17 protein-coding genes are annotated in these 20698 nt (G+C 64.2%); 4 read left to right on the top strand and 13 right to left on the bottom strand.

Annotation, left to right across the window (positions count from 1 at the left end):
- Positions 1-76: 76 nt before the first annotated feature.
- Positions 77-1870: a potassium/proton antiporter gene (locus tag A3AI_RS0112220; protein ID WP_024515845.1), complete on the top strand. Its 1794-nt coding sequence runs from the start codon at positions 77-79 to the stop codon at positions 1868-1870.
- A 135-nt stretch (positions 1871-2005) separates the two neighbouring features.
- Here the strand turns inward: A3AI_RS0112220 and aqpZ are convergent, their stop codons facing one another.
- The 4 genes from aqpZ to A3AI_RS0112195 form a co-directional block, all read right to left on the bottom strand.
- Positions 2006-2728 (bottom strand): aquaporin Z, encoded by a 723-nt coding sequence (gene aqpZ, locus A3AI_RS0112215; protein WP_024515844.1) that lies wholly within the window; start codon positions 2726-2728, stop codon positions 2006-2008.
- 199 nt (positions 2729-2927) lie between these two features.
- A complete protein-coding gene (locus tag A3AI_RS0112210) occupies positions 2928-3164 on the bottom strand; it encodes a UDP-galactopyranose mutase (protein WP_024515843.1) in 237 nt (78 codons plus the stop codon).
- Between the two features lie 271 nt (positions 3165-3435).
- Entirely contained in the window at positions 3436-3846 is a 411-nt protein-coding gene (locus A3AI_RS0112200; protein WP_024515842.1) for a cupin domain-containing protein, read from the bottom strand.
- A 153-nt stretch (positions 3847-3999) separates the two neighbouring features.
- On the bottom strand, positions 4000-4662 hold the full coding sequence (locus A3AI_RS0112195; RefSeq protein ID WP_024515841.1) for a hypothetical protein: 663 nt from the start codon (positions 4660-4662) through the stop codon (positions 4000-4002).
- A 923-nt stretch (positions 4663-5585) separates the two neighbouring features.
- Here A3AI_RS0112195 and A3AI_RS0112190 point away from each other — a divergent pair.
- A complete protein-coding gene (locus A3AI_RS0112190; RefSeq protein WP_024515840.1) occupies positions 5586-6515 on the top strand; it encodes a glycine reductase in 930 nt (309 codons plus the stop codon).
- 49 nt (positions 6516-6564) lie between these two features.
- The gene (locus tag A3AI_RS0112185) at positions 6565-7758 is read left to right on the top strand and encodes a CaiB/BaiF CoA transferase family protein (protein ID WP_024515839.1); all 1194 of its coding nucleotides are present in this window, start codon (positions 6565-6567) and stop codon (positions 7756-7758) included.
- 241 nt (positions 7759-7999) lie between these two features.
- On the opposite strand, the gene modC is transcribed toward A3AI_RS0112185, so the two are convergent.
- The 5 genes from modC to mepA all read right to left on the bottom strand — a co-directional run bounded on the left by modC (position 8000) and on the right by mepA (position 11979).
- Positions 8000-8668 (bottom strand): molybdenum ABC transporter ATP-binding protein, encoded by a 669-nt coding sequence (gene modC / locus A3AI_RS0112180; protein WP_024515838.1) that lies wholly within the window; start codon positions 8666-8668, stop codon positions 8000-8002.
- Between the two features lie 3 nt (positions 8669-8671).
- Entirely contained in the window at positions 8672-9367 is a 696-nt protein-coding gene (modB, locus tag A3AI_RS0112175) for a molybdate ABC transporter permease subunit (protein ID WP_024515837.1), read from the bottom strand.
- A gap of 9 nt (positions 9368-9376) precedes the next feature.
- The gene (gene modA / locus A3AI_RS0112170) at positions 9377-10162 is read right to left on the bottom strand and encodes a molybdate ABC transporter substrate-binding protein (RefSeq protein ID WP_024515836.1); all 786 of its coding nucleotides are present in this window, start codon (positions 10160-10162) and stop codon (positions 9377-9379) included.
- Between the two features lie 191 nt (positions 10163-10353).
- Positions 10354-10863 carry a hypothetical protein gene (locus A3AI_RS0112165; protein WP_156927744.1) on the bottom strand — a complete coding sequence of 170 codons (510 nt, stop codon included), beginning with the start codon at positions 10861-10863 and terminating at the stop codon, positions 10354-10356.
- A 168-nt stretch (positions 10864-11031) separates the two neighbouring features.
- Complete coding sequence (gene mepA / locus A3AI_RS0112160) at positions 11032-11979, bottom strand: penicillin-insensitive murein endopeptidase (RefSeq protein ID WP_024515834.1); 948 nt, start codon at positions 11977-11979, stop codon at positions 11032-11034.
- Positions 11980-12634: 655 nt separating this feature from the next.
- Between mepA and A3AI_RS0112155 the strand changes: the two genes are divergently transcribed.
- Positions 12635-14854: a putative bifunctional diguanylate cyclase/phosphodiesterase gene (locus tag A3AI_RS0112155; protein ID WP_024515833.1), complete on the top strand. Its 2220-nt coding sequence runs from the start codon at positions 12635-12637 to the stop codon at positions 14852-14854.
- A 1-nt stretch (position 14855) separates the two neighbouring features.
- Here the strand turns inward: A3AI_RS0112155 and A3AI_RS0112150 are convergent, their stop codons facing one another.
- The 4 genes from A3AI_RS0112150 to lepA all read right to left on the bottom strand — a co-directional run bounded on the left by A3AI_RS0112150 (position 14856) and on the right by lepA (position 20689).
- A complete protein-coding gene (locus A3AI_RS0112150) occupies positions 14856-15245 on the bottom strand; it encodes a DUF1801 domain-containing protein (protein WP_036048155.1) in 390 nt (129 codons plus the stop codon).
- A gap of 158 nt (positions 15246-15403) precedes the next feature.
- Positions 15404-17371: a methyl-accepting chemotaxis protein gene (locus tag A3AI_RS0112145; protein WP_024515831.1), complete on the bottom strand. Its 1968-nt coding sequence runs from the start codon at positions 17369-17371 to the stop codon at positions 15404-15406.
- Between the two features lie 145 nt (positions 17372-17516).
- Positions 17517-18689: an acyl-CoA dehydrogenase family protein gene (locus tag A3AI_RS0112140; protein WP_024515830.1), complete on the bottom strand. Its 1173-nt coding sequence runs from the start codon at positions 18687-18689 to the stop codon at positions 17517-17519.
- A gap of 188 nt (positions 18690-18877) precedes the next feature.
- Positions 18878-20689, bottom strand: a complete 1812-nt coding sequence (lepA, locus tag A3AI_RS0112135; protein WP_024515829.1) for a translation elongation factor 4 — start codon at positions 20687-20689, stop codon at positions 18878-18880.
- Between the last annotated feature and the right edge of the window lie 9 nt (positions 20690-20698).

The raw sequence follows: 20698 nt of genomic DNA, 5'->3' as shown, positions 1-20698 counted from the left end.
AACCGGTTGGCGTCGAAGTGTGGCGACGATAAGGATTTAAATCCAGCTATTTGCAACGGATTTCACGCGTTCCTTTATGGCCTCTCTGGACTCGGTCTCCATTGCCATTCTGCTTGGCGCTGTGCTGGTGATGGCCGGCATCCTGTCGAGCCTGCTCGCGCTGCGCTTCGGCGCACCGCTGCTCCTCGTGTTCCTTTTGATCGGCATGCTGGCCGGCGATTCCGGCCCCGGTCATATCGAGTTCAACGATGTCCGCACCACCTATCTGGTGGGGTCGGTGGCGCTCGCCCTGATCCTGTTCGACGGTGGCCTGCGCACCCGCTTCCAGACCATCCAGGCAGTGCTCGCCCCCTCGATGATTCTGGCGACCGCCGGCGTGCTGCTGACGGCGCTGATCACCGCGCCCGTCGCGCGATTTGCGCTCGATCTGAACTGGACCGAGTCGCTGCTGGTCGGCGCGGTGGTCGCCTCCACCGATGCCGCGGCGGTGTTCCTTCTGGTCCATGCTCAGGGCCTGCGCTTGCGGCCACGCGTCGGCGCGACGCTGGAGGCGGAATCCGGCAGCAACGATCCCTTCGCCGTGTTCCTGACGCTGATGCTGGTCGAGTTCATCACCGTCGGCCAGAGCTCGCCGGGCCATGTCGTGATGGAGTTTCTGCGCGAAGCCGTGCTCGGCGCCGTCATCGGCGTCATCGGCGGCCGGCTGGTGGTGCTCGCGCTCAATCGCGTCGCGCTGCCGCAGGGTCTGCACGCGCCCTTCGTCACCACGGCGGCGCTGGTGATTTTCGGCGCTGCGCAGATCGGTCACACCTCGGGTTACCTTGCGGTCTATCTCGCTGGCATCATCATCGGCAACCGCCCGACGCGCGCACATAATTCCGTCGTCACCTTCCTCGATGCCGCGACCTGGCTGGCCCAGATCGTGATGTTCGTGCTGCTCGGTCTTCTGGTCTCGCCGCATCGGCTTGCCAGCAGCGCCCTGCCGGCGGTGCTGGTCGCCTTGATGTTGATGTTCGTGGCGCGGCCGGCCGCGGTGTTCCTATGCCTTGCGCCATTCCGCTTCAACTGGCGCGAAAAGACCTTCATCGCCTGGACCGGCTTGCGCGGGGCGGTTGCGATCTTCCTCGCCTCGATCCCGATGCTGGTCGGCCTCTCCAAGGCCTATCTCTATTTCGACGTCGCCTTTGTCGTCGTCATCATCTCGCTGCTTGCCCAGGGCTGGACCTTGGCCGCCGCCGCGCGCCGGCTGCATGTCGCGCTGCCGCGCACCGATCGCGGCCCGCGCCGCGTCGAACTCGATCTGCCGGGTCAGCTCGAGCAGGAGCTGGTCGGCTATCCAGTGCGGCCGAAGAGCCTGTTCTTCCGCCGCGGCCTGATCCCGTCCTGGTCCAAGCCCACGCTCGTCATCCGCAACCAGAACATTCTCTCGCCCGCCGAGGCCGATCCGATCTCGCCGGGCGATTACATCTATCTGCTGGCGCCGCCGGAGAAGGCGGAGGCGCTGGACCGCTTCTTTGTCGACATGCAGCCGAGCTCCGCGCCCGACCCGCATCTGCTCGGCGATTTCATGGTCTCGGGCGAGCACACACTTGGCGAGGTCGCCGAGATCTACGGCATCCAAGCTGCCGATGACGACAAGAAGCTGACGCTGTCGGATTACTTCGACGTCCATCTCGATCACGCGCCGAAGGAGGGCGCAACGGTCGCGCTCGACACCATCGTGCTGGTCGCCCGCAGCATCTCCGGCGGCCGCGTCAATGTGGTGGGCCTGCGCCTGCCCGAGGAGGGAGACGAAAAGGTACCGCCCACGCGGTGGGACAGCATCAAGCACAAGCTCGCTGACGTGTGGGCGCAGGTCGCGGGGATTTAGGGCACGATCCGAACCCGCAAGCGTCGCGGTGCCGCGACATCTGAAGCAATTTTCGTCTGCAGCGGGTGAGGCTGCTGGCCGGCAGCTCACCCGCTTCGCCTGACGTCAATGTCTCCGGGGACGCAAACGATCGCCTCAGGCCGGTGCCTTGCCCGTCACCTCGCCTGTCGGCTCCGGGCTCAGCCACCGGTATAGAAATCCGCCGAGCGCGCCGCCGATCAAGGGCGCCACCCAGAACAGCCAGAGCTGCGCCAGCGCCCAGCCGCCGACGAACAGTGCCGGCCCGGTGCTGCGCGCCGGGTTCACCGACGTATTCGTCACGGGGATGCTGATCAGGTGGATCAGCGTCAGCGCGAGCCCGATGGCGATCGGCGCAAATCCCGCGGGCGCCTTGCCGTGGGTCGAGCCCATGATGACAAACAGAAACATCATGGTCAGCACGATTTCGCTCACAAGACAGGAACCGAGCCCGTATTTGCCGGGCGAGTGATCGCCATAGCCGTTCGCCGCGAAGCTGCCGGCGAGGCTGAAGTCGGGCGCTCCGCTGGCAATCACATACAGCACCGCGGCAGCGACGATTGCGCCGATCACCTGCGCGATGATGTAGGGGACGACGAGGCTGGTCGGAAAGCGCCCGCCGCAGGCGAGCCCCACCGTCACGGCGGGATTGAGGTGGCAGCCGGAAATATGACCGATGGAGTACGCCATCGTCAGCACGGTGAGGCCGAATGCGAGCGCCACGCCGAGCAGCCCGATCCCGACATGGGGAAATCCGGCCGAGATCACCGCGCTGCCGCAGCCGCCAAAGGTCAGCCAGAAGGTCCCGATGGCCTCGGCTGCTAGTTTGTCGCTATTCATCAGAGTCCTCCCTTGTCACGGCCATATGGCGCGTCAGCGAGATTAAGCCGCATGTGAGGAGGGAAAAAGGCGCAGCAGGCAACTTGCGGTTAATGCCCACATGAATCGGTCGTTTCGATTTCAGAAAGCGCGCCGGCTTGGAGTGCTTTTGGCGTGCTGCAGTGCACGGCGTGTCTGTGCTCGGTGCCGAACCGCCTGCTCAGCCCGCCATGACGACACGCTCGGGTATGTCTTGTCCTGCAAGGAAGGCCGTGACCTCGTTCTCGAACGTCTTAAGCGCGGCGTCGATCGCCTGGTGCATGTCGAGATATTTGTAGGAGCCGAGCCGGCCGCCGAAGATGACGTTCGGATACGGCTCCATCATCATGCGATAGCCGTACAGGATCGCGCGGTCGGCGGCGGTGTTGATCGGGTAGTACGGCTCGTCACTGCGCATGGCGAACCGCGCAGGAAGCGACTTCCGCGACCTGACCGATGCCTATCCTCCATGCGGCGCTCGGTGCAGGAGATTTGCGAGGTCGCAACCCAAATGGCCGGCGTCGAGGGCGTCAAACTTCTTCCCTCTCTGCCGTCGCCCGCAGGCGTCTGGAGTCCGCCGAAGCCGGCGACGGTGGCCGCGTGAACCGCACGACCGCGCGTCGAGATCAGGTCGAACTGGCAGCAGCGGAAACTGCGGACTTACACCTCTCCCGCCGGGGAGTGATGAGCTACCTCTCGACCGGCGCGGTGAAGAATTTCTCGCCATAGGCGAAGCGGTTTGGCTTGAGGAAGAAGCCCAGGATCACTGCGCCATTGGGGGCGACCGCCTCGTGCTGGTTGCCGGCCGGCCGCCACACGAACTGGCCGGGCCCGCATTTGCCTTCATGATCTTCGAGCGAGCCCTCGATCACGTAGGTCTGCTCGAGCGCGGTGTGCTCGTGCAACGGCACCACCGCGCCGGGCGCGAGCTTGAACAGGGCGGTGGTGATGCCGCTGTCGTCGGTGTAGAGCACCTTGATCTGTATGCCCGGAAACTTGGTCGCCTCCCAGGGCATGTTCGGCACGTCGAGATAGCGCGCCGCACGCTCCGGCGGATTCTCAGGCTTGATGTCGTGATGCACAAGCACGCGCTCTTGCATGGACGCCTCCTCAAGACGCTGTCCGGCTCTGTGGCCGGTATGGCCACCAGCATACTGCGGGGGCCGGCGTGCTGAAAGGGGAAACCTGAATGAGCGATCGAGCAGCAATCGTAGGATCGGCCCATCCGACGGACTGCATGCAGATGCCGCCGCTCAGTCCTCCTTGATCCATTCCGCGAGCGGCTTGACATCCGGCGGCTCGCCATAGGCGTGGGGCCACATGTCGACCACCCATTCGGTCTTGGTCTCGCGATCGACCAGAACAGCCGTATTGTGCGGCAGCTGCAGGGTCAGGGGATTGCCGCGATAATGGGGATCGCCGACCGTGTGATATTTGAACAGGCCCCACGCCTGCATCACCAGCAGCAGGCTCGTGGTGTTTCGCGTTGTGTCCCAGCAGTCGAAATTGTGCTTGTCGTCGAGCGCGCGGATGTCGGCATTGGCGACGCGCTTGTCGGTGCCGATCACCGGCCCCATGCGGTGATCGAACCAGATCACGGCCTTCTGCACGGCGGCGCGCTCGGCCACAGCCGAGCCGCGTCCCGCGGCGATGATCCGGCTCAAGGCGCTGCGATCCGCGGCCGTGAAGTCCAGCATCTCGCGGCGCCGGCAGACGAAGCCGTAGCATACCGTCATCGAACTGGCGGACGGTGGAAAGATCGATACCGTGGTGTAAAGCGCCGCCTGCGCCGACGTCAGTTCGGCCGTAGCGGCATGCCCAGAGCTCGCAAGCCATATCCATGCAACGGCGGCAAGAGTGCATCGCGAAAAACGTGCGCAGATCGAGCCCGATCGCGCCTTGGTGCCGAGTTCCATTGAGACTGAGTCCCCTCAAGATTTGAACTGAAGCTAGCGCGGCAGACTCGCATTGCCAAGATGAAGCAGCGCTCGCGGCCCCGGCAATCCCACGGTCTTGGGTGAGCGCCGAAGGCTGTCCCAAACGCGCAAGACTGATTTGCCCGACGGGGCTCGGTTGCCAAAACCATGTCAAGCCATGGGTCAGAAAATAATTCTGTTTATCGCAATTCAGATTTGGCGTATGGTGTGCTTGTCCCGCCTCGGCATGAGGGCGTATCGCGGTCGTCACGACACGTGAGGCGGGGTGCGGTGGACGTGAAGGCGCTGACTGACGAGCGGCGATTTCGCGGACGGCGAAATCGTGTGGTCCTGGCGCCCCAAGGTCCGGCGCTCAAGTTCGCGATGATGCTTGCGCATCACGCGGGCGACGGTGGCAAACGGGATGGTTCACCGAGGAGAGCGCGTATAAGCCGTAAACCACTGCGCAGGGAAGGCCGGTGTGATCACCGCCTGTGCCTGTGGTTTTCGCGCTCGCGCAAATTTTTTCTGCGCGAGGGCCCCGGGTGCAGCGGCCACCCGGTCTTCCCTGCGCCCTCGGCTTTTTCGAGGGTGATCATTGGCAAAGCTCGGGCGAAACGCGCCGCGAGAAGGCGGCTTCATGTGCTCTCGGTGTCATGCCCCGCGAAAGCGGGGCATCCAGTATTCCAGAGGCCTCTCAGCAAGAACTCCGGCGTCTCTGGAATACTGGATCGCCCGGCTTGCCGGGCGATGACGGCGGCAGGGATGGTTGTTTGAAATTTGAAAGGGATTGCCTCACCGTAGTTGTCCCGGCCTGCGCCGGAACGGCCGCGGAGTGATTGGCTGTTGAGGAATACGCGGCCGCCCTCTAGTCTCACGCCACCAACCATAACCTCGCGACGGAAACGCAAGGAGCCAAAACGATGTCCGCGCCACAAGATGAACAGTTCGGCTTTGCGCCCGACTATGATTCCCCTGTTCCCTACATGCAGCGGACCCGCGATTATTACGCCGCGATCGGCTACACCACGCCATATCGCTGGGCGCATTATGTGGATGCGCCGTTCCAGCAGCTGACAAAGCCGCTGTCGCAAAGCCGCGTCACCATCATCACCACTGCCGCACCCTATGATCCCGCCAGGGGTGATCAGGGGCCGGGCGCGGCCTATAATGGCGGCGCCAAGTTCTACACGGTCTATGATGGCGATACGTCGAAGCAACACGATTTGCGGATCTCGCATATCGGCTATGACCGCAAGCACACCACGGCGACCGACAGCGGCACCTGGTTTCCGCTGCCGCAGCTTCTGAAGGCGAAGGCCGCGGGCCGGCTCGGCGATGTGGCGCCCCGTTTCTTCGGCGCGCCGACCAACCGCAGTCACCGCGTCACCCTCGACACCGACGCGCCCGAGATCCTGGCCCGCTGCCGCGAGGACAAGGTCGATGTTGCCGTGCTGGTGCCGAACTGCCCGGTCTGCCACCAGACCGCGGCGCTGGTCGCGCGCCATCTCGAAGAGAACGGCATTCCGACCGTCGTGATGGGTTGCGCCAAGGACATTGTCGAGCACGCGGCGGTGCCACGCTTCCTGTTCAGCGATTTCCCGCTCGGCAATTCCGCCGGCAAGCCGCATGACGAGGCATCACAGGCACTGACGCTGGAGCTTGCGCTCCGCGTTCTGGAAAGCGCTGTCGGGGCGCGCACTACCATGCAGTCGCCGCTGCGCTGGAGCGATGATGCCTCCTGGAAGCTCGACTACAACAATGTCGCGCAGATGAGCCCCGAAGAGCTCGCGCGCCGCCGGGCCGAGTTCGACCGGCAGAAGGAGATCGCTCGCGGCAACCGCGCGGCGTGAGATCATCCGCGCCAATAGCAAGAACAATGCCGATCAGGAGGATATCGCGGTGACCCGACCCTTCGAGGGCGTCAAGATCCTCGACTTCACGCAGGTGCTGGCCGGCCCCTATGCGAGCTACCAGCTCGCGCTTTTGGGGGCCGATGTCATCAAGGTCGAGCGGCGCGAGGGCGAGGACATGCGTCGCACGCCGCTGAGCCGCGAATGGGCCGAGCGGGGGCTGGCGCCGGGCTGGCAGGCTATCAATGGCAACAAGCGCAGCCTGACGCTCGATCTGTCGAAGCCGGAGGCGATCGAGATCGTCAGGAAGCTCGCCGCGCAGGCCGACGTGGTGATGGAGAATTTCCGTCCCGGCGTGATGGACAAGCTTGGCATCGGCTACGAAGCGCTGTCCAGGATCAACCCGCGGCTGATTTATTGCGCGGTGTCAGGCTTCGGCCAGACCGGGCCGGAGCGGCTGAGTGCGGGTTATGACGGCAAGATCCAGGCGATGTCGGGGATCATGGCGATCACCGGTCACGAGGAGACGGGGCCGACGCGCGCGGGCTTTGCGGTCTGCGACGTGCTGTCGGGCGCGACTGCGGCATTCGGCGTCTCCAGTGCGCTGTTCCAGCGCAACCATACCGGCAAGGGCCAGCTTGTCGACGTCTCCATGCTGGAGGCGACGTTGGCGTTTCTGTCGGGTCAGATCGCGGATTACTCGGTCGCCGGCCATCGCCAGCAACTGTCAGGCAATCAGGCCGTCAGCCGCAAGGTGACGGCGAACCTGTTCAAGGCGGGCGAGGGCTATCTGCTGCTCGCGGTCAACAACGAGAAGCAATATCGTGCGCTGATGGCGGCGCTCGATTGTGAGGACACGCTGAAGGACCCGCGCTTCGTCGATTGGTTCTCACGGCAGGAGAACGAGACGGCATTGCGCGCCATCATCGAGGACGCACTGTCGAAGAAGGGCGCGCGCGAATGGGAAAGGATTCTCGACGCGGCGGGCGCGCCCTGCGCCTCGATCTGGAAGGTCGAGGAGGTGATCGACCATCCGCAGATTGTCGAACGCGGCGCCATCCAGGAGATCGACACGCCCTACGGCCGCCTGCGCTTTGCCGGCTCCGGCTTCCGCCTGGCGCATGGCGGCGGCCGGCTCGACCGCATGGCGCCGGAGCTCGGCGCCCACACTGACGAGGTGCTTTCATCGCTCGGTTATGGCGAAGGAGAGATCAGGGATTTGCGCACGCGCGAAATCATCTGAACGGCATCGCCTATGGCAGCTTTTTCCCGCAGGAAGATGCCGATCGGAATCGGGTCGACGCCAGCAGCGTCGCACAGGCCACGATCTCCTATCGGCGCTGAATCGGCTTGGCTCCGGAAGTTGGGCAGCAGGCCGTTGTGCAGCCCGCTGGTGGACCGGTGTTCGTCCTGGTCGGCAGCTGATGCTGAAGGGCGGCCAAATGGACCCGAACGACACGTTCGAGCGCCTGGTCTTGGGAACGTCAGGAGCCCGACAGCACCTTGACTCCGCCGAACGAGGTAACGCGCCCGTTTTTCAAGAGCACGATCTGGGTCGCTAGCTGGCGCAATTCGGCCGGGTCGTGGCTGACATAGACCATCGGGATTCGCGCCTCGTCGCGCAACCGGACCAGGTAGGGCAGGATCTCGGCGCGCCGTCCCTCGTCGAGGGCGCCCAGGGGTTCGTCGAGCAGGAGCAGCCGCGGCTTCGACAACAACGCCCGGCCGAGCGCGACGCGCTGACGCTCGCCGCCGGACAATTTGCCGGGACGGCGATCGAGCAGATGGCCGATATCGAGCAGCTCGATGACGCGCTGGCGCTGGGCAGGATCGTCCGCCACGCGGTTCATGCGCCGGCCATAGTCGAGATTTTGCGCGACACCGAGATGCGGAAACAGCCGCGCGTCCTGGAACACATAGCCGATGCGGCGCTGCCAGGCCGGCACGTGGACGCCCTTCTCGGTGTCGTCCATGACCTCGCCGTCGATCGAGATGGTGCCACGGTCGGGCCGCAGCAGGCCTGCGATCATGTTGACCAGCGACGTCTTGCCCGAACCCGACGCGCCGAACAGCCCGGTGACGCGGCCCTGGCTTTCGAAGGCGGCCTGCAGCGCGAACTCGCCAAGCTGCTTGACGATGTCGACGTGCAGCATGGGTCAATTCCCGTGCAGGCGCCGGGTCGCGCGACGCGCAAACCATTCCGCGCCAATCAGCGCAGCGACAGCGATAACGACGGAGACGACAACCAGCCGCAACGCGGCGGCGTCACCGTCCGGCGTCTGGATCAGCGAATAGATCGCCGAGGAAATGGTCTGGGTCTCGCCCGGGATGTTCGAGACGAAAGTAATGGTGGCGCCGAATTCGCCGATTGCCTTGGCAAAGCCAAGCACCATGCCGGCCAGCACACCCGGCAGCGCGAGCGGCAGGGTGACGTTGAAGAAGACGCGCCAGGGTGGTGCGCCCAGCGTTTCCGCGGCCTGCTCGAGCCGGCGGTCGACCGCCTCGATCGACAGCCGCATGGGGCGCACCAGCAGTGGAAACGACATCAAACCACAGGACAGCACCGCGCCGGTCCAGCGGAACGCGAGCACGATGCCGAAATAGTCGGCCAGAAAGGCGCCGATCGGCCCGCGCCGACCAAAGGCGAGCAGCAGCAGATAGCCGGTCACGACCGGCGGCAGCACCAGCGGCAGATGGACCAGCGCATCGAGCAGCGACTTGCCCCAGAAATCGCGCCGCGCCAGCAGGTAAGCCAGCGCGATGCCGGGCGGGGTCGCCATCAGCGTCGCCACGGTGGCGACCCGCAGCGAGAGCAGGATCGCCGTCCATTCGGTGGGCGTGATGTCAAACACGTCGACCGATCAGGACGTCGGCTTGACCAGATAGGTGAAGCCGTACTTCTCCAGCACCGCCTTCGCCGCCGACGAGTGCAGGTAATCGAGATATTCCTTCGCTTCCGGCTTGGCAGTGCTCGTAGCGGCGACCGGATAGATGATCGGAGGATGGGAATCCGTCGGGAAGGTGCCGACGATCTTGACGCCGGGCTCCACCTTGGCGTCGGTCGAATAGACGATGCCAAGCACGGCCTCGCCGCGGGCCACCAGCGTCAGCGCCGCGCGCACGCTCTCGGCCATCGCGAATTTCGGCTCTGCGGCCTGCCAGGCGCCGAGCTTCTCCAGCGCCGCCTTGGCATATTTGCCGACTGGCACCGACTTGACGTCGCCGGTCGCGATCTTCCCGTCGCCGGCGAGCTTGGCGAGATCAAAGCCCTGCCCGATCGCGACGTTGTCGATCTTGGAATCCTTCGGCGCGATCAGCACGATCGAGTTGCCGAGCAGATTGACCCGGGTCGATTCATTGATGGTCTTCTTGCTGACCGCGTAATCCATCCAGTCAGTGTCGGCGGAGACGAAGATGTCGGCAGGTGCACCCTGTTCGATCTGCTTTGCCAGGGTCGAGCTTGCCGCATAGCTTGCGGAGACCTTCACACCGGTTTTGGCGGTGAAGGCTGCGTCGATGTCGTCGAGCGCGTTCTTCATCGAGGCGGCGGCGAAAACAGTGAGAGTCTTGTCCTCGGCTGTCGCGGGGGACGAGGCCGATCCCAACAGGATCACAAAAGCGGCGAAAATTCCGGCAAGACGATACATCGAAGCGCTCCATGCATGTTCGCAGGCGCAAACATTTGCGCGCGCAAATCAGGCGTTGGTTCAGGTCAAGGGGCGACAGCGGAAGTGCCGTTCCGGCCATCCCTTACGACTTACGGCCATAGGGGATGTCGCTGCCCGGGACCATAACAGGCTGGGATTGGGGGTAAAGGCGACGGTTTGTCTACTTTCGCCTATTCCGAGGGCAGGATCGCGATCGAGATCGCATCCTCCTTGGCGCCCGAGACCTGCAGCACGAACGGCGACGCCGCCAGCTCATATTTCATCGTCTTGCGGATGCCGTCGCAATCCGTCGCGCCACTAAAGGCCTTGGGCCTGAGGAAATGGCCGTCCTGCACCACGTCGACCCAGGCGCCGGCTGACAGGCTGATAGTGTAGATTCCGGGCTTCGGCGTCGCCTTGAAACTGGTGAAGCCGGCAAAGGTGCCTTCCTTCGGGGCGCGTTCCGGCGGCGACGGCAGTTTGGCTTCGGACGGTGTGCGCAAGCTCAGGATCACGCCTGTCGATGGTACCGCGGCAACTTCGCTGCCCGAGGTCAGCTTCGTACGGTCCGGTGCCGTGAGCGCGGCGCGCGCTTGGTCGATGCTCCATTTGAACTTGTCACAACCGCTCGGCTCCTCCGCCGCAAAGGCAGGAACGAAGGAGACGAGAACTAAGGCAATCGCCAACGTGCCACGCATCATCAATCCACCGCTTTTATTCTGAGGACCCTTCCACGCACGACGATGCTCGTCACATCGGCAGAGCGGAAATGGGCGGATCAGCAGCCTGATCCGGGAGATGGGTCGCGCTTACGGCGCGTATCCGATCCATCTTAGCGAAAGTTGCAGCGGAAGGAAAACACCGTCACGTTATTGCTTCGCGTTAGGCGCGTTGAGCACCTTCCGGCACTCCGCGGGCATTTGCGCCAGCGTGACGGCGTGAGCAGGCTTCGACGGCTCCTTGGGTGGTTCGGGGTGAATGATGGAATCCTTGAACCAGTAGGCAAGATCGGAAGCGCTGCAGCCGTCACCTCCACCCTGGTCCGGCTGGCCCTTGCATTCCTTGTCGCCGATCGGGCAGCGCAGGCGGATGTGAAAGTGATAGTCATGGCCGTACCAGGGGCGGATCTTGCTGAGCCAGCTGCGCTCGCCCCTGGCGTCGCGACACAGGGCCTTCTTGATCGCGGCATTGACGAAAATGCGCTGCACGGCGGGCTCCTGCGCGGCGTCGCGCAGCACCATCCAGTGGTTGGGAGTCCAGGCCTTGGGATCGATGTCGAGCCGGTCGTCGCGCACTATCATGGTCGCCGACATCTCCTCGCGCTCCTCACGCGATAGCAGATGATCCGGCATCGGCGTGAGCCACACGTCGGCATCGATGCCGAGTTGGTGGCTGGCATGTCCTGAGAGCGCGGGCCCGCCACGCGGCTGGCCGATATCGCCGACCAGGATGCCCGGCCAGCCGGCGTCCTTGTGCGCCTTGACCGACAGTCGCTTGAGCAGCGCGATCATGTCGGGATGGCCCCAATTGCGGTTGCGTGACAACCGCATCACCTGCCAGGTGTCACCCGTGATCGGCATCGCTTCGCCACCAGCCAGGCAGCCTTTCGCATAGGATCCGATCGAGTTGGCCGGGCCGGCGGTCGGCTTGAGTTTGCGGGCGAACAGCTCCTTGGCCGCAAGCTTGGGATCCTTGGGATGATCGAGTGGCGGCAGTGGCTTCGGCTGAAGCGTGCCGAGGTCCTGCGCAAGCGCTGAGAGCGCCGTGGCGCAGACGATACCGAACAAAAGCGGGATCAGAATTGGGCGGGCTGGCATTGCGTCACTCTGTGCGTCGGCAAGCCTAGCATGGAAGCGCCGCAGCGTCCCGACCGCAATTTGGACGATCCTCAGTTTTGCGTGCTGGTGATAGAAAGCTTAGGCGATACACTGAAGATTGAAGGCGGTTGCCGCTCGGCATGAGCACCGATGCCGCAAGGGATCTTCCTCTGCTACGGCCTTGCAATCCACGGCACTGACGACATCGCGTCTCAGCGGTCGGCATCGCAAGGCCGCATCCTGCGCATGCGGCGACCTTGTTCGCGCTAGTGAGCTACAGCGGCACTGCCAACACGCGGATCGAGATTGATCAGGCGCGACGGAAAAGCCTTCTTAACCGCGCGATAACCGTCTTCCCCACTGACCAAATTTCGTGCGCGCGAAGAACAACGCGGGGATTTGCCGCGTAAAGCGCAGGCGCGTGGCCGAGTGATAAGAAGCGGTGGTAGTTTAATATCCACTTCGCTATCACGGGTTGCAATAACAAAAAATCGGCTACTTTTGGCTGACGCGTCGCTCCATCAGAGCCATCACAAGACTGCGAGCAGTCGCGTTGGCGAATGGTCCTACGGGGCTCCGCAGGAGAAAGATACCTTTTCTTTAAGAGACTTGGCCGAAAACAAGGGCGCGCAGAATGCGAGTTGGGGGCGCGCGTATGCCGAATGTCCGGCAAAGGAAAAAGAAGTTGAAGCCTGCGTCCGCGCGCCGCAAGTCGCGCCGCCTTGCCAGCCTCGCTCCGAGATCTGCAAACTCGCGACGCCATCCGACCACCGCGGCCGCCGAGATTGCGCGGACCCGTGCCGAAGCCGAAGCCGCGATCGCGGATGCGCGCAAGTCGCATGAACGGCTGCGCGAAGCGATCGAATTGTTGCCGCAGGGCATCGTGTTTCTCGACGCCGAGGGCCGCTACACCCTCTGGAACAAGCAATACGCCGAGATCTACAGCCGCAGCGCCGATCTGTTCGCACCCGGCGCGCGGCTGGAGGACACGCTTCGCATCGGAGTGGAGCGTGGCGACTACCCCCAGGCTGCTGGGCGCGAAGAGGAATGGATCGCCGAGCGGCTCGCCAAGATGTACCAGCCTGGCGCCCGCCACGAGCAGACGCTCTCCGACGGCCGGGTCATCCTGATCGAGGAGCGGCTAACCGGGGATGGTGGCGTCGTGGGGCTGCGCGTCGATATCACGGAGCTCAAGCAGCGTGAGGCGTCGTTCCGTCTGCTGTTCGACGGCAATCCCGTTCCCATGATCGTCTGCGCGCTGGACGGCGGGAGGATTCTTGCCGTCAACGACGCCGCGGTCGAGCATTACGGCTATGGCCGCACCGAGTTCGAGACGCGCACCATTAGCGGCCTGCAGGCCTTCGACAGCGATCCGCCCTGGGCTACCGACCGCCCCGGCGATGAGCAGGCCGCGCGGACCTGGAAGCATGTCAGGGCCGACGGCTCGTTGATCGACCTCGCGATCTATTCGCGCGAGCTGATCTATGACGAAAAGCCGGCCGTCCTGCTCGCGTTGATGGACATCACCGAACGCAAGCGGGCCGAGGCGCGGATCGCCTTCCTCGCCCAGCATGACGACCTCACCGGCTTGCCGAACCGCAACCTGTTGCGGCAGCAGATGGACGATATTCTCGCGCATGCCCGCCGCAGCAGTGACAAGGTCGCGGTGCTGGTCCTGGGGCTCGACAATTTCAAGGCGGTCAACGATTCGCTCGGCCATAGTGTCGGCGACAAGCTGTTGCGTGCCGTCGCCAAGCGCCTGCGCTCGACCTTGCGCGAGGACGACGCGCTGGCGCGGCTCAATTCCGATGAATTTGCCATGATCCAGGGCGGGCTGACGCGGCCCGAGGACGCGGTCTTGATGTCGCGCCGGCTGCTGGAGGCGATCGGCGATCCCTTCCTGCTCGACGGCCATTCCGTGGTGGTCGGCGTAACCATCGGCATTGCGATGGCGCCCGGCGATGGCGACGATTCCGAGATGCTGCTAAAGAACGCAGATATGGCGCTGTCGCGCGCCAAGAACGATTGCCGTGGCACCTTCTCGTTCTTCGAGGCCGCCATGGATGCGCGTGCCCAGACCCGTCGCAAGATCGAGACCGAGCTGCGCGATGCCGTTCGCGACGAACGCCTACAGCCCTATTATCAGCCGCTGATCGATCTTTCCGCCGGGCGCATCACCGGCTTCGAAGCATTGGTGCGCTGGCCGCATCCCCAACGCGGCATGGTCTCGCCGGGCGAGTTCATCCCGGTCGCGGAGGAAACCGGACTGATCAACGCGGTGGGCGGCTTGATGCTGCGGCGGGCCTGCAAGGACGCGGCGACCTGGCCGGACGAGGTCCGCGTCGCGGTCAATCTGTCGCCGCTGCAGTTTCGCACCGGCAACCTGCTGTCCATCGTGATGGATGCGCTGAAGCAGTCGGGCCTGTCGGCCAAGCGGCTGGAGCTCGAGATCACCGAAACCCTGCTCCTGGAGAAGAGTAGCCAGGTGCTGGCAACCTTGCATGCGCTGCGCGCGCTCGGCGTGCGCATCTCCATGGATGATTTCGGTACCGGCTATTCCAGTCTCAGCTACCTGCGCAGCTTTCCCTTCGACAAGATCAAGATCGACCAGTCCTTTGTGCGCGATCTCGGTGCCAACCGCGAAGCGCAGGCGATTATTCGCTCGATCGTCAGTCTCGGCAAGGGGCTTGGCGTCACCATCACCGCGGAAGGCGTCGAGACCGAGGCCGAGCTGAGCTGCCTGCGCGCGGAAGGCTGCCACGAGGGCCAGGGCTTCCTGTTCAGCCGCGCCCGCCCCAATGAGGAGATCGTCGAGCTGTTGCGTGCCCAGCGTGGTGCGGACGAGCCGGATACGGTGAAGGCGCGCGTCGCGTGAGTTAACGTTTGCGCTTGTTCAAATGATAGGTCAGCGCCAGCGCCACGCAGTGGCGCAAGGCCTGTTTCGGCAGCGCCTTGGATGCGTCGAGCAGAATGCTGCGATTGCCGCCATAGCTGAGCTGCGGATAGAGCTCGCGGAACGTCTCGACCAGACTGGTCTGGCAATGGAAATAGACCGCATATTGGTCGGCGGTCGATTTCACCCGGTCGATGCGGACCGTGCTGCCGCTTCCGGTCTCGCTGGTGAGATAGCTGACCTGACCCCATTTGATGGTTTCGTCGAGGCGGCCGACGCCCTCGGTGGTGCGTGCAGTGTCGAGGATCAGTTGCCGCAGTGCCAGCAGTTTTGTTCGCAGCGGCTCTGGGTGGCTGCTGAAGACTGCTGCCACTTTCGGATCGGACGGGCTTGAACCGTTTTGTGCGTGGGTCTTCTTGGCGGGCTTTGCGGCGGAGCTTGGCATCGCAATCCGGGGAAGCGCAGCGTCGAAATAATCCTAGCGCGCTTATCCGGCATGATGAAGCGGTTTGTTGCGGGTGACGAGATGACTCACGCCGCGTTGCGCAGACCTGCGAGGAATGTATCGACGCTCTCAAACAGTGCCGTCGTCTGGTGGCTGAGCTGGCCGGATGCGGTCATCACGGTGTCGGCCAGCGCGCGGGACCGGTCGGCGGCCTGACTTGCGCCTGCCACGTTCTGCGTGACGTCGCTGGTGCCGGCGGCCGCCTGCTGGACGCTGCGCGCGATCTCGCGCGTTGCAGAATCCTGCTCCTCGACGGCGGCGGCAATGCTGGTGGCAATCCCGCTGATATCGCGGATGGTCTGGCTGATGCCGCCGATGGCGGTCGCGCATTCGGAGGTGGCCGACTGGATGGCGGTGACCTGGCCCGCGATCTCCTCGGTTGCCTTGGCGGTCTGGCTCGCGAGTTCCTTCACCTCGGCGGCAACCACGGCAAAGCCGCGGCCAGCATCGCCCGCGCGCGCCGCCTCGATCGTGGCGTTGAGCGCGAGCAGATTGGTCTGGCTTGCGATGGCGTCGATCAGCCGCAGCACGTCGCCGATGCGCTCGGCGGTGGAGGCGAGGCTGCCCACCATTTCGGTGGTCTTGCCGGCCTTTTCGACCGCGCCATTGGCGACGTTGGAGGAGTGTGCTACCTGCCGGCCGATCTCGGCGACGGAGGAGGCCAATTCCTCGGTCGCGGCGGCCACGGTGCTGACGCTGGTGGAGGCCTGTTCCGAGGCGGCCGCCGCGGCCGCAGCGCGCTGTGAGGTGCCGGTGACGCTTTGGGTGATTTCGTCGGCCACGCGTTGCATGTCCTTGGTCGCCTGCGCCACCTGGGCGACCACGCTCTTGACGTCCGCCTCGAAGCGATCGGCCATCTGTCGCTGCAACGCCTGCTTCTCGGCCTCCGACGCTTGCTTGGCGGCCTCCTGCTGCTCGCGCAGGCCATATGTCTCGATCATGTTGCGGCGGAACACGTCCACGGCTTGCGCCATGGTCCCTACCTCGTCCTTGCGCTCCCCGCCGGGGATGGTCACGGACGTGTCGCCGCTGGAGAGCCGGTTCATCACCGCCGTGATCGCCACAAGCGGACGCGACATGCCGCGGCCAAGCAGGAAGGCGAGCAGTGCCGCGCCGGCCAGGATGGCCAGTGTCGCCAATAACAGCGTCGTCTGGGCGCGGCTCGCGGCGGCCTCATAGGCCGTGGTGTCCTTGATGATCTCGAGCACGGCGAGCGGCTGGCCGGCATAGTTCTTGATCTGTCCGACATAGAGGGCCGCGGGGTGGCCCTGGAACGTCGTGTCACGCTGCTGGGCGGCGCCGTCGAATGCGGATTTCAATTCGGCGGGCGTGGCCACCTCGCCGTCGCCGAAGGTGGACGACAGCCGCTTGAAGCTCGTGCCGTCGAACCAGTGGACGGCGATGTCGATGCCAAAACGCTGCTTGACGCGGTCGACGAATTCCCTGCCGAAGGCGGCGCCGACATCGACATTTGCAAGGCTCTTGCCGTCGCGGATGATCGGCGTCATGCCGAATATGCCGAGGTCCGCTCGCGCCGGCTCGACGCCGACAATAGATTTGCCGGTCCTGATCGCCTCGACCACGGTGTTGCGACGTCCGGTGACGTCGTCCCCGTAGGTTTGCGGGGCATGAACCCGATAGAACGACAGTGCCGGCGGGACCTGGAACGTGATGAGCGGGATGCCCTGCTCCTTCAGCGCCTTCATCGAATTGCCAAGCAACGAGCCCAGTTCCGCGCGGTCCCCCTTGGCGATCGCGTCCGCCACCGGCGGCAGCCCCGCAATCGTCGCGCTGACGGCGAGCGCGGCGCGGCCTTCATAGTCGATCGCCGCCACCACGCTGTCATATTGCAGCTTGAGCTGCTGATCGAGCGCAAGGTGGGTCAGCGACCGCTGTTGCAGGATGGAGAAAGTCCCGAGGATTCCGCAGGCCGCGGCGACCGTGAGCGAGATCGCAAGGATAAGGCGGGCGGCGATCGACTGGAGCTTGAACATCGAAGTATTCCGAAACACGTCATGGGTGGTTCGGAAATACCCAGGATTGATTAATATTGGCTAATGCCACCATGCGTATCCGTCATGGGAGGGAGCTGAACATGCGCGGCACTTCGCCGCTGAGGCGCGCCGCTCAACTTTCGTCTCATCGCGCCGTGGGCGGAGCCTGCAGCTTGCCCGAAAGGATCGCCCGTCCCGCGTCCTCGTAATGGGTGTCGCGAGCCTGGATCTGCTGGGCGATGGTGTGCATGTCGCGAAAGCGCCGCTCGAACGGGTTGGCGGCGAACACAGCGGTCGCACCAGCCATGTGATAGGCGGTGTCGACCACTGACGTCGACTGGTGAATGGTCCAGGTTGCGGCTATGCGCATGGCGATGCGGTGGGCTTCGGTCATGGGGCCGCCGCCCTCGAGATCGCGCCAGACCTCGGCCGCCGTGGAATAGAGATAAGCCCGCGCGGCGCGCAAAGTCGCTTCTGTGCGGCCGATCAATCCCTGGACGGCATTGTTCTCGCGCATGGCCGCGAGCCCTTGCGGCGTCTTCTTGCGTGAGAGGTCGACCGCCGAATCCAGCATGGCGCGCGCGACACCAAGCGAGGTCGCGGCAAAGCCCATGCCAAAGACCATGTTGGTCGAGATCCTATAGATCGGCCCCTTCTCGCGCAGCGCCGTCGGCTCGTCGCGAAGGGCTGCGAATTTTTCTGGGATGAAGAGATCGCTCACCGAATAGGAATCAGTGCCGGTGCCCTTGAGTCCGATGACGTCCCAGACGTCGTGCATGGTCGCGCTGGTGATGGGAAACAGGATGGTGCGGATTTCGGGCGTGCTGTCCGGCTTCTTGCGCGGGGTGCCGTCAGCCTCGACGATCCTGACATGGGCGCCGAGCCAGCTGGCCTGCCGCGAGCCCGAGGCGAACTCCCAGCGCGCGCTGGCCCGGTAGCCGCCGAGAACCGCGCGTACCTCATGGGCGATGGCGCCCCAGGCCAGGATGCCCGGTGGGTTGTTGAAGATTTCGTGGGCGGCGTCATGGTCGAGATACGCCGCAACCATGGCGCACACGCTGCATTGGCCGAGGCACCAGGCGGTGGACGCATCCGCCTTCGCAATCTCCTCCTGCATTTGCATGAAAATGTCGAGTGGCGCCTCGGTTCCCCCGAGGCTTCGCGGCAATAGCGCGCGGTAGAGCCCGTTCTCGATCAGCGCCGCCGTCACAGCGGGCGTGAGCCGCCGCGTGCGCTCGATCTCGTCGGCCTCTTTCGTGATGAGCGGGGCCAACGCGCGGGCGCGCACGACGAGATCGAAGGCGGCAGGCGTGCTCATTGAGTTTCCCTCTTATTTATCGATTTATAAATTAGAGGGGCAATGGTGATCCATCTCGGCCAAGAGGGCAAGATGCCGAGAACGCGACCCCCTCATTCCGTGACGAACGAACCTGGAATCATGCGACACAACCTCTGGATTCTGGGTTCGCGCCTGAAGGCCGGCCTGGGAATGACGGTGGACCTAGATCAGCTATCCACCTTCAGCGCGGCAATGAAGGCTTCCTGCGGGATGTCGACCTTGCCGAACTGCCGCATCTTCTTCTTGCCTTCCTTCTGCTTCTCCAGAAGCTTGCGCTTGCGGGTGATGTCGCCGCCGTAGCACTTTGCGGTGACGTCCTTGCGCAGCGCGCGCACGGTTTCGCGCGCAATCACCTTGCCGCCGATCGCCGCCTGGATCGGGATCTGGAACATGTGCGGCGGGATCAGTTCCTTCATCTTCTCGACCATTGCGCGGCCGCGGCCTTCGGCACGGGTCCGGTGCACCAGCATCGAGAGCGCATCCACCGGCTCACCATTGACCAGGATCTGCATCTTGACCAGATCGGCCGGCTTGTAGTCGGTCAGGTGATAGTCGAACGAAGCGTAGCCTTTGGAGACGGATTTCAGGCGGTCGTAGAAGTCGAACACGACCTCGTTGAGCGGCAGGTCGTACTTCACCATGGCGCGGTTGCCGACGTAGGTGAGCTCCTTTTGCGAGCCGCGCCGGTCCTGGCAAAGTTTCAGGACGCTGCCGAGATATTCGTCCGGGGTGAGGATGGTCGCCTCGATCCACGGCTCCTCGATCTCCGCAATCTTGACGACGTCGGGCATGTCGACGGGATTGTGGATCTCGATGGTCGCGCCGTCGGTCAGATGCATCTTGTAGATCACGCTCGGCGCGGTCGCGATCAGGTTGAGATCGAACTCGCGCGACAGGCGCTCCTGGATGATCTCCAGATGCAAAAGCCCGAGGAAGCCGCAGCGGAAGCCGAAGCCGAGCGCTGCAGACGTCTCCATCTCAAAGGAGAAGCTCGCGTCGTTGAGGCGCAATTTGCCCATCGCCGCGCGCAGCGTTTCGAAATCGTCGGCATCGACCGGGAACAGGCCGCAGAACACCACCGGAATGGCGGGCTTGAAGCCGGGCAGCATGTCCTTCACCGGGTTCTTGTCGTCGGTGATGGTGTCCCCGACCCGGGTGTCGGCAACTTCCTTGATCGCCGCGGTGATGAAGCCGATCTCGCCGGGGCCAAGCTCGTCGACCTGCTGCATTTTCGGCGTGAAGAAGCCGACGCGCTCGACATCATAGGCCGCTTTCGTGCCCATCATGCGGATTCGCTGACCCTTCTTCATCACGCCGTCGACGACGCGGATCAGGACCACGACACCGAGATAGACGTCGTACCAGCTGTCGACCAACAGCGCCTTCAGGGTCGCGTCGCGGTCGCCGTTCGGCGGCGGCAGGCGAGTGACGATCGCCTCCAGCACGTCGGGAATGCCAAGGCCGGTCTTGGCCGAGATCATCACGGCGTCGGACGCGTCGATGCCGATCACGTCCTCGATCTGCTGCTTGATCTTCTCGGGCTCGGCGGCCGGCAGGTCGATCTTGTTCAGGACCGGCACGATCTCGTGGTTGTTGTCGAGCGCCTGGTAGACATTGGCCAGCGTCTGCGCCTCCACGCCCTGGCTCGCGTCGACCACCAGCAGCGAGCCTTCGCAAGCTGCGAGCGAGCGGGAGACTTCATAGGCGAAGTCGACATGGCCCGGCGTGTCCATCAGGTTGAAGATGTAATCCTTGCCATCCTTGGCATGGTAGTTCAGCCGGACCGTCTGCGCCTTGATGGTGATGCCGCGCTCGCGCTCGATATCCATGGAATCGAGCACCTGCTCCTTGCCAGCCATTTCACGATCCGACAGGCCGCCGGTCATCTGGATCAGGCGGTCGGCCAAGGTCGACTTGCCATGGTCGATATGGGCGACGATGGAGAAGTTGCGAATGTTGGAAATGGGGGCGGTCGTCATGGGGCGCGG

Origin of the sequence: Bradyrhizobium sp. Tv2a-2 (assembly GCF_000472425.1) — a bacterium.
GTDB lineage: Bacteria > Pseudomonadota > Alphaproteobacteria > Rhizobiales > Xanthobacteraceae > Bradyrhizobium.
The sequence above is the reverse complement of the archived record's forward strand: the minus strand, read 5'-3'. Positions and strand labels throughout refer to the sequence as shown.

Coding starts and splice junctions, on each gene's coding strand:
- A3AI_RS0112220 (WP_024515845.1), top strand. CDS start 77: ATGGCCTCTCTGGACTCGGTCTCCATTGCCATTCTGCTTGGCGCTGTG.
- aqpZ (WP_024515844.1), bottom strand. CDS start 2,728: ATGAATAGCGACAAACTAGCAGCCGAGGCCATCGGGACCTTCTGGCTG.
- A3AI_RS0112210 (WP_024515843.1), bottom strand. CDS start 3,164: ATGCGCAGTGACGAGCCGTACTACCCGATCAACACCGCCGCCGACCGC.
- A3AI_RS0112200 (WP_024515842.1), bottom strand. CDS start 3,846: ATGCAAGAGCGCGTGCTTGTGCATCACGACATCAAGCCTGAGAATCCG.
- A3AI_RS0112195 (WP_024515841.1), bottom strand. CDS start 4,662: ATGGAACTCGGCACCAAGGCGCGATCGGGCTCGATCTGCGCACGTTTT.
- A3AI_RS0112190 (WP_024515840.1), top strand. CDS start 5,586: ATGTCCGCGCCACAAGATGAACAGTTCGGCTTTGCGCCCGACTATGAT.
- modC (WP_024515838.1), bottom strand. CDS start 8,668: ATGCTGCACGTCGACATCGTCAAGCAGCTTGGCGAGTTCGCGCTGCAG.
- modA (WP_024515836.1), bottom strand. CDS start 10,162: ATGTATCGTCTTGCCGGAATTTTCGCCGCTTTTGTGATCCTGTTGGGA.
- A3AI_RS0112165 (WP_156927744.1), bottom strand. CDS start 10,863: ATGATGCGTGGCACGTTGGCGATTGCCTTAGTTCTCGTCTCCTTCGTT.
- mepA (WP_024515834.1), bottom strand. CDS start 11,979: ATGCCAGCCCGCCCAATTCTGATCCCGCTTTTGTTCGGTATCGTCTGC.
- A3AI_RS0112155 (WP_024515833.1), top strand. CDS start 12,635: ATGCCGAATGTCCGGCAAAGGAAAAAGAAGTTGAAGCCTGCGTCCGCG.
- A3AI_RS0112145 (WP_024515831.1), bottom strand. CDS start 17,371: ATGTTCAAGCTCCAGTCGATCGCCGCCCGCCTTATCCTTGCGATCTCG.
- A3AI_RS0112140 (WP_024515830.1), bottom strand. CDS start 18,689: ATGAGCACGCCTGCCGCCTTCGATCTCGTCGTGCGCGCCCGCGCGTTG.
- lepA (WP_024515829.1), bottom strand. CDS start 20,689: ATGACGACCGCCCCCATTTCCAACATTCGCAACTTCTCCATCGTCGCC.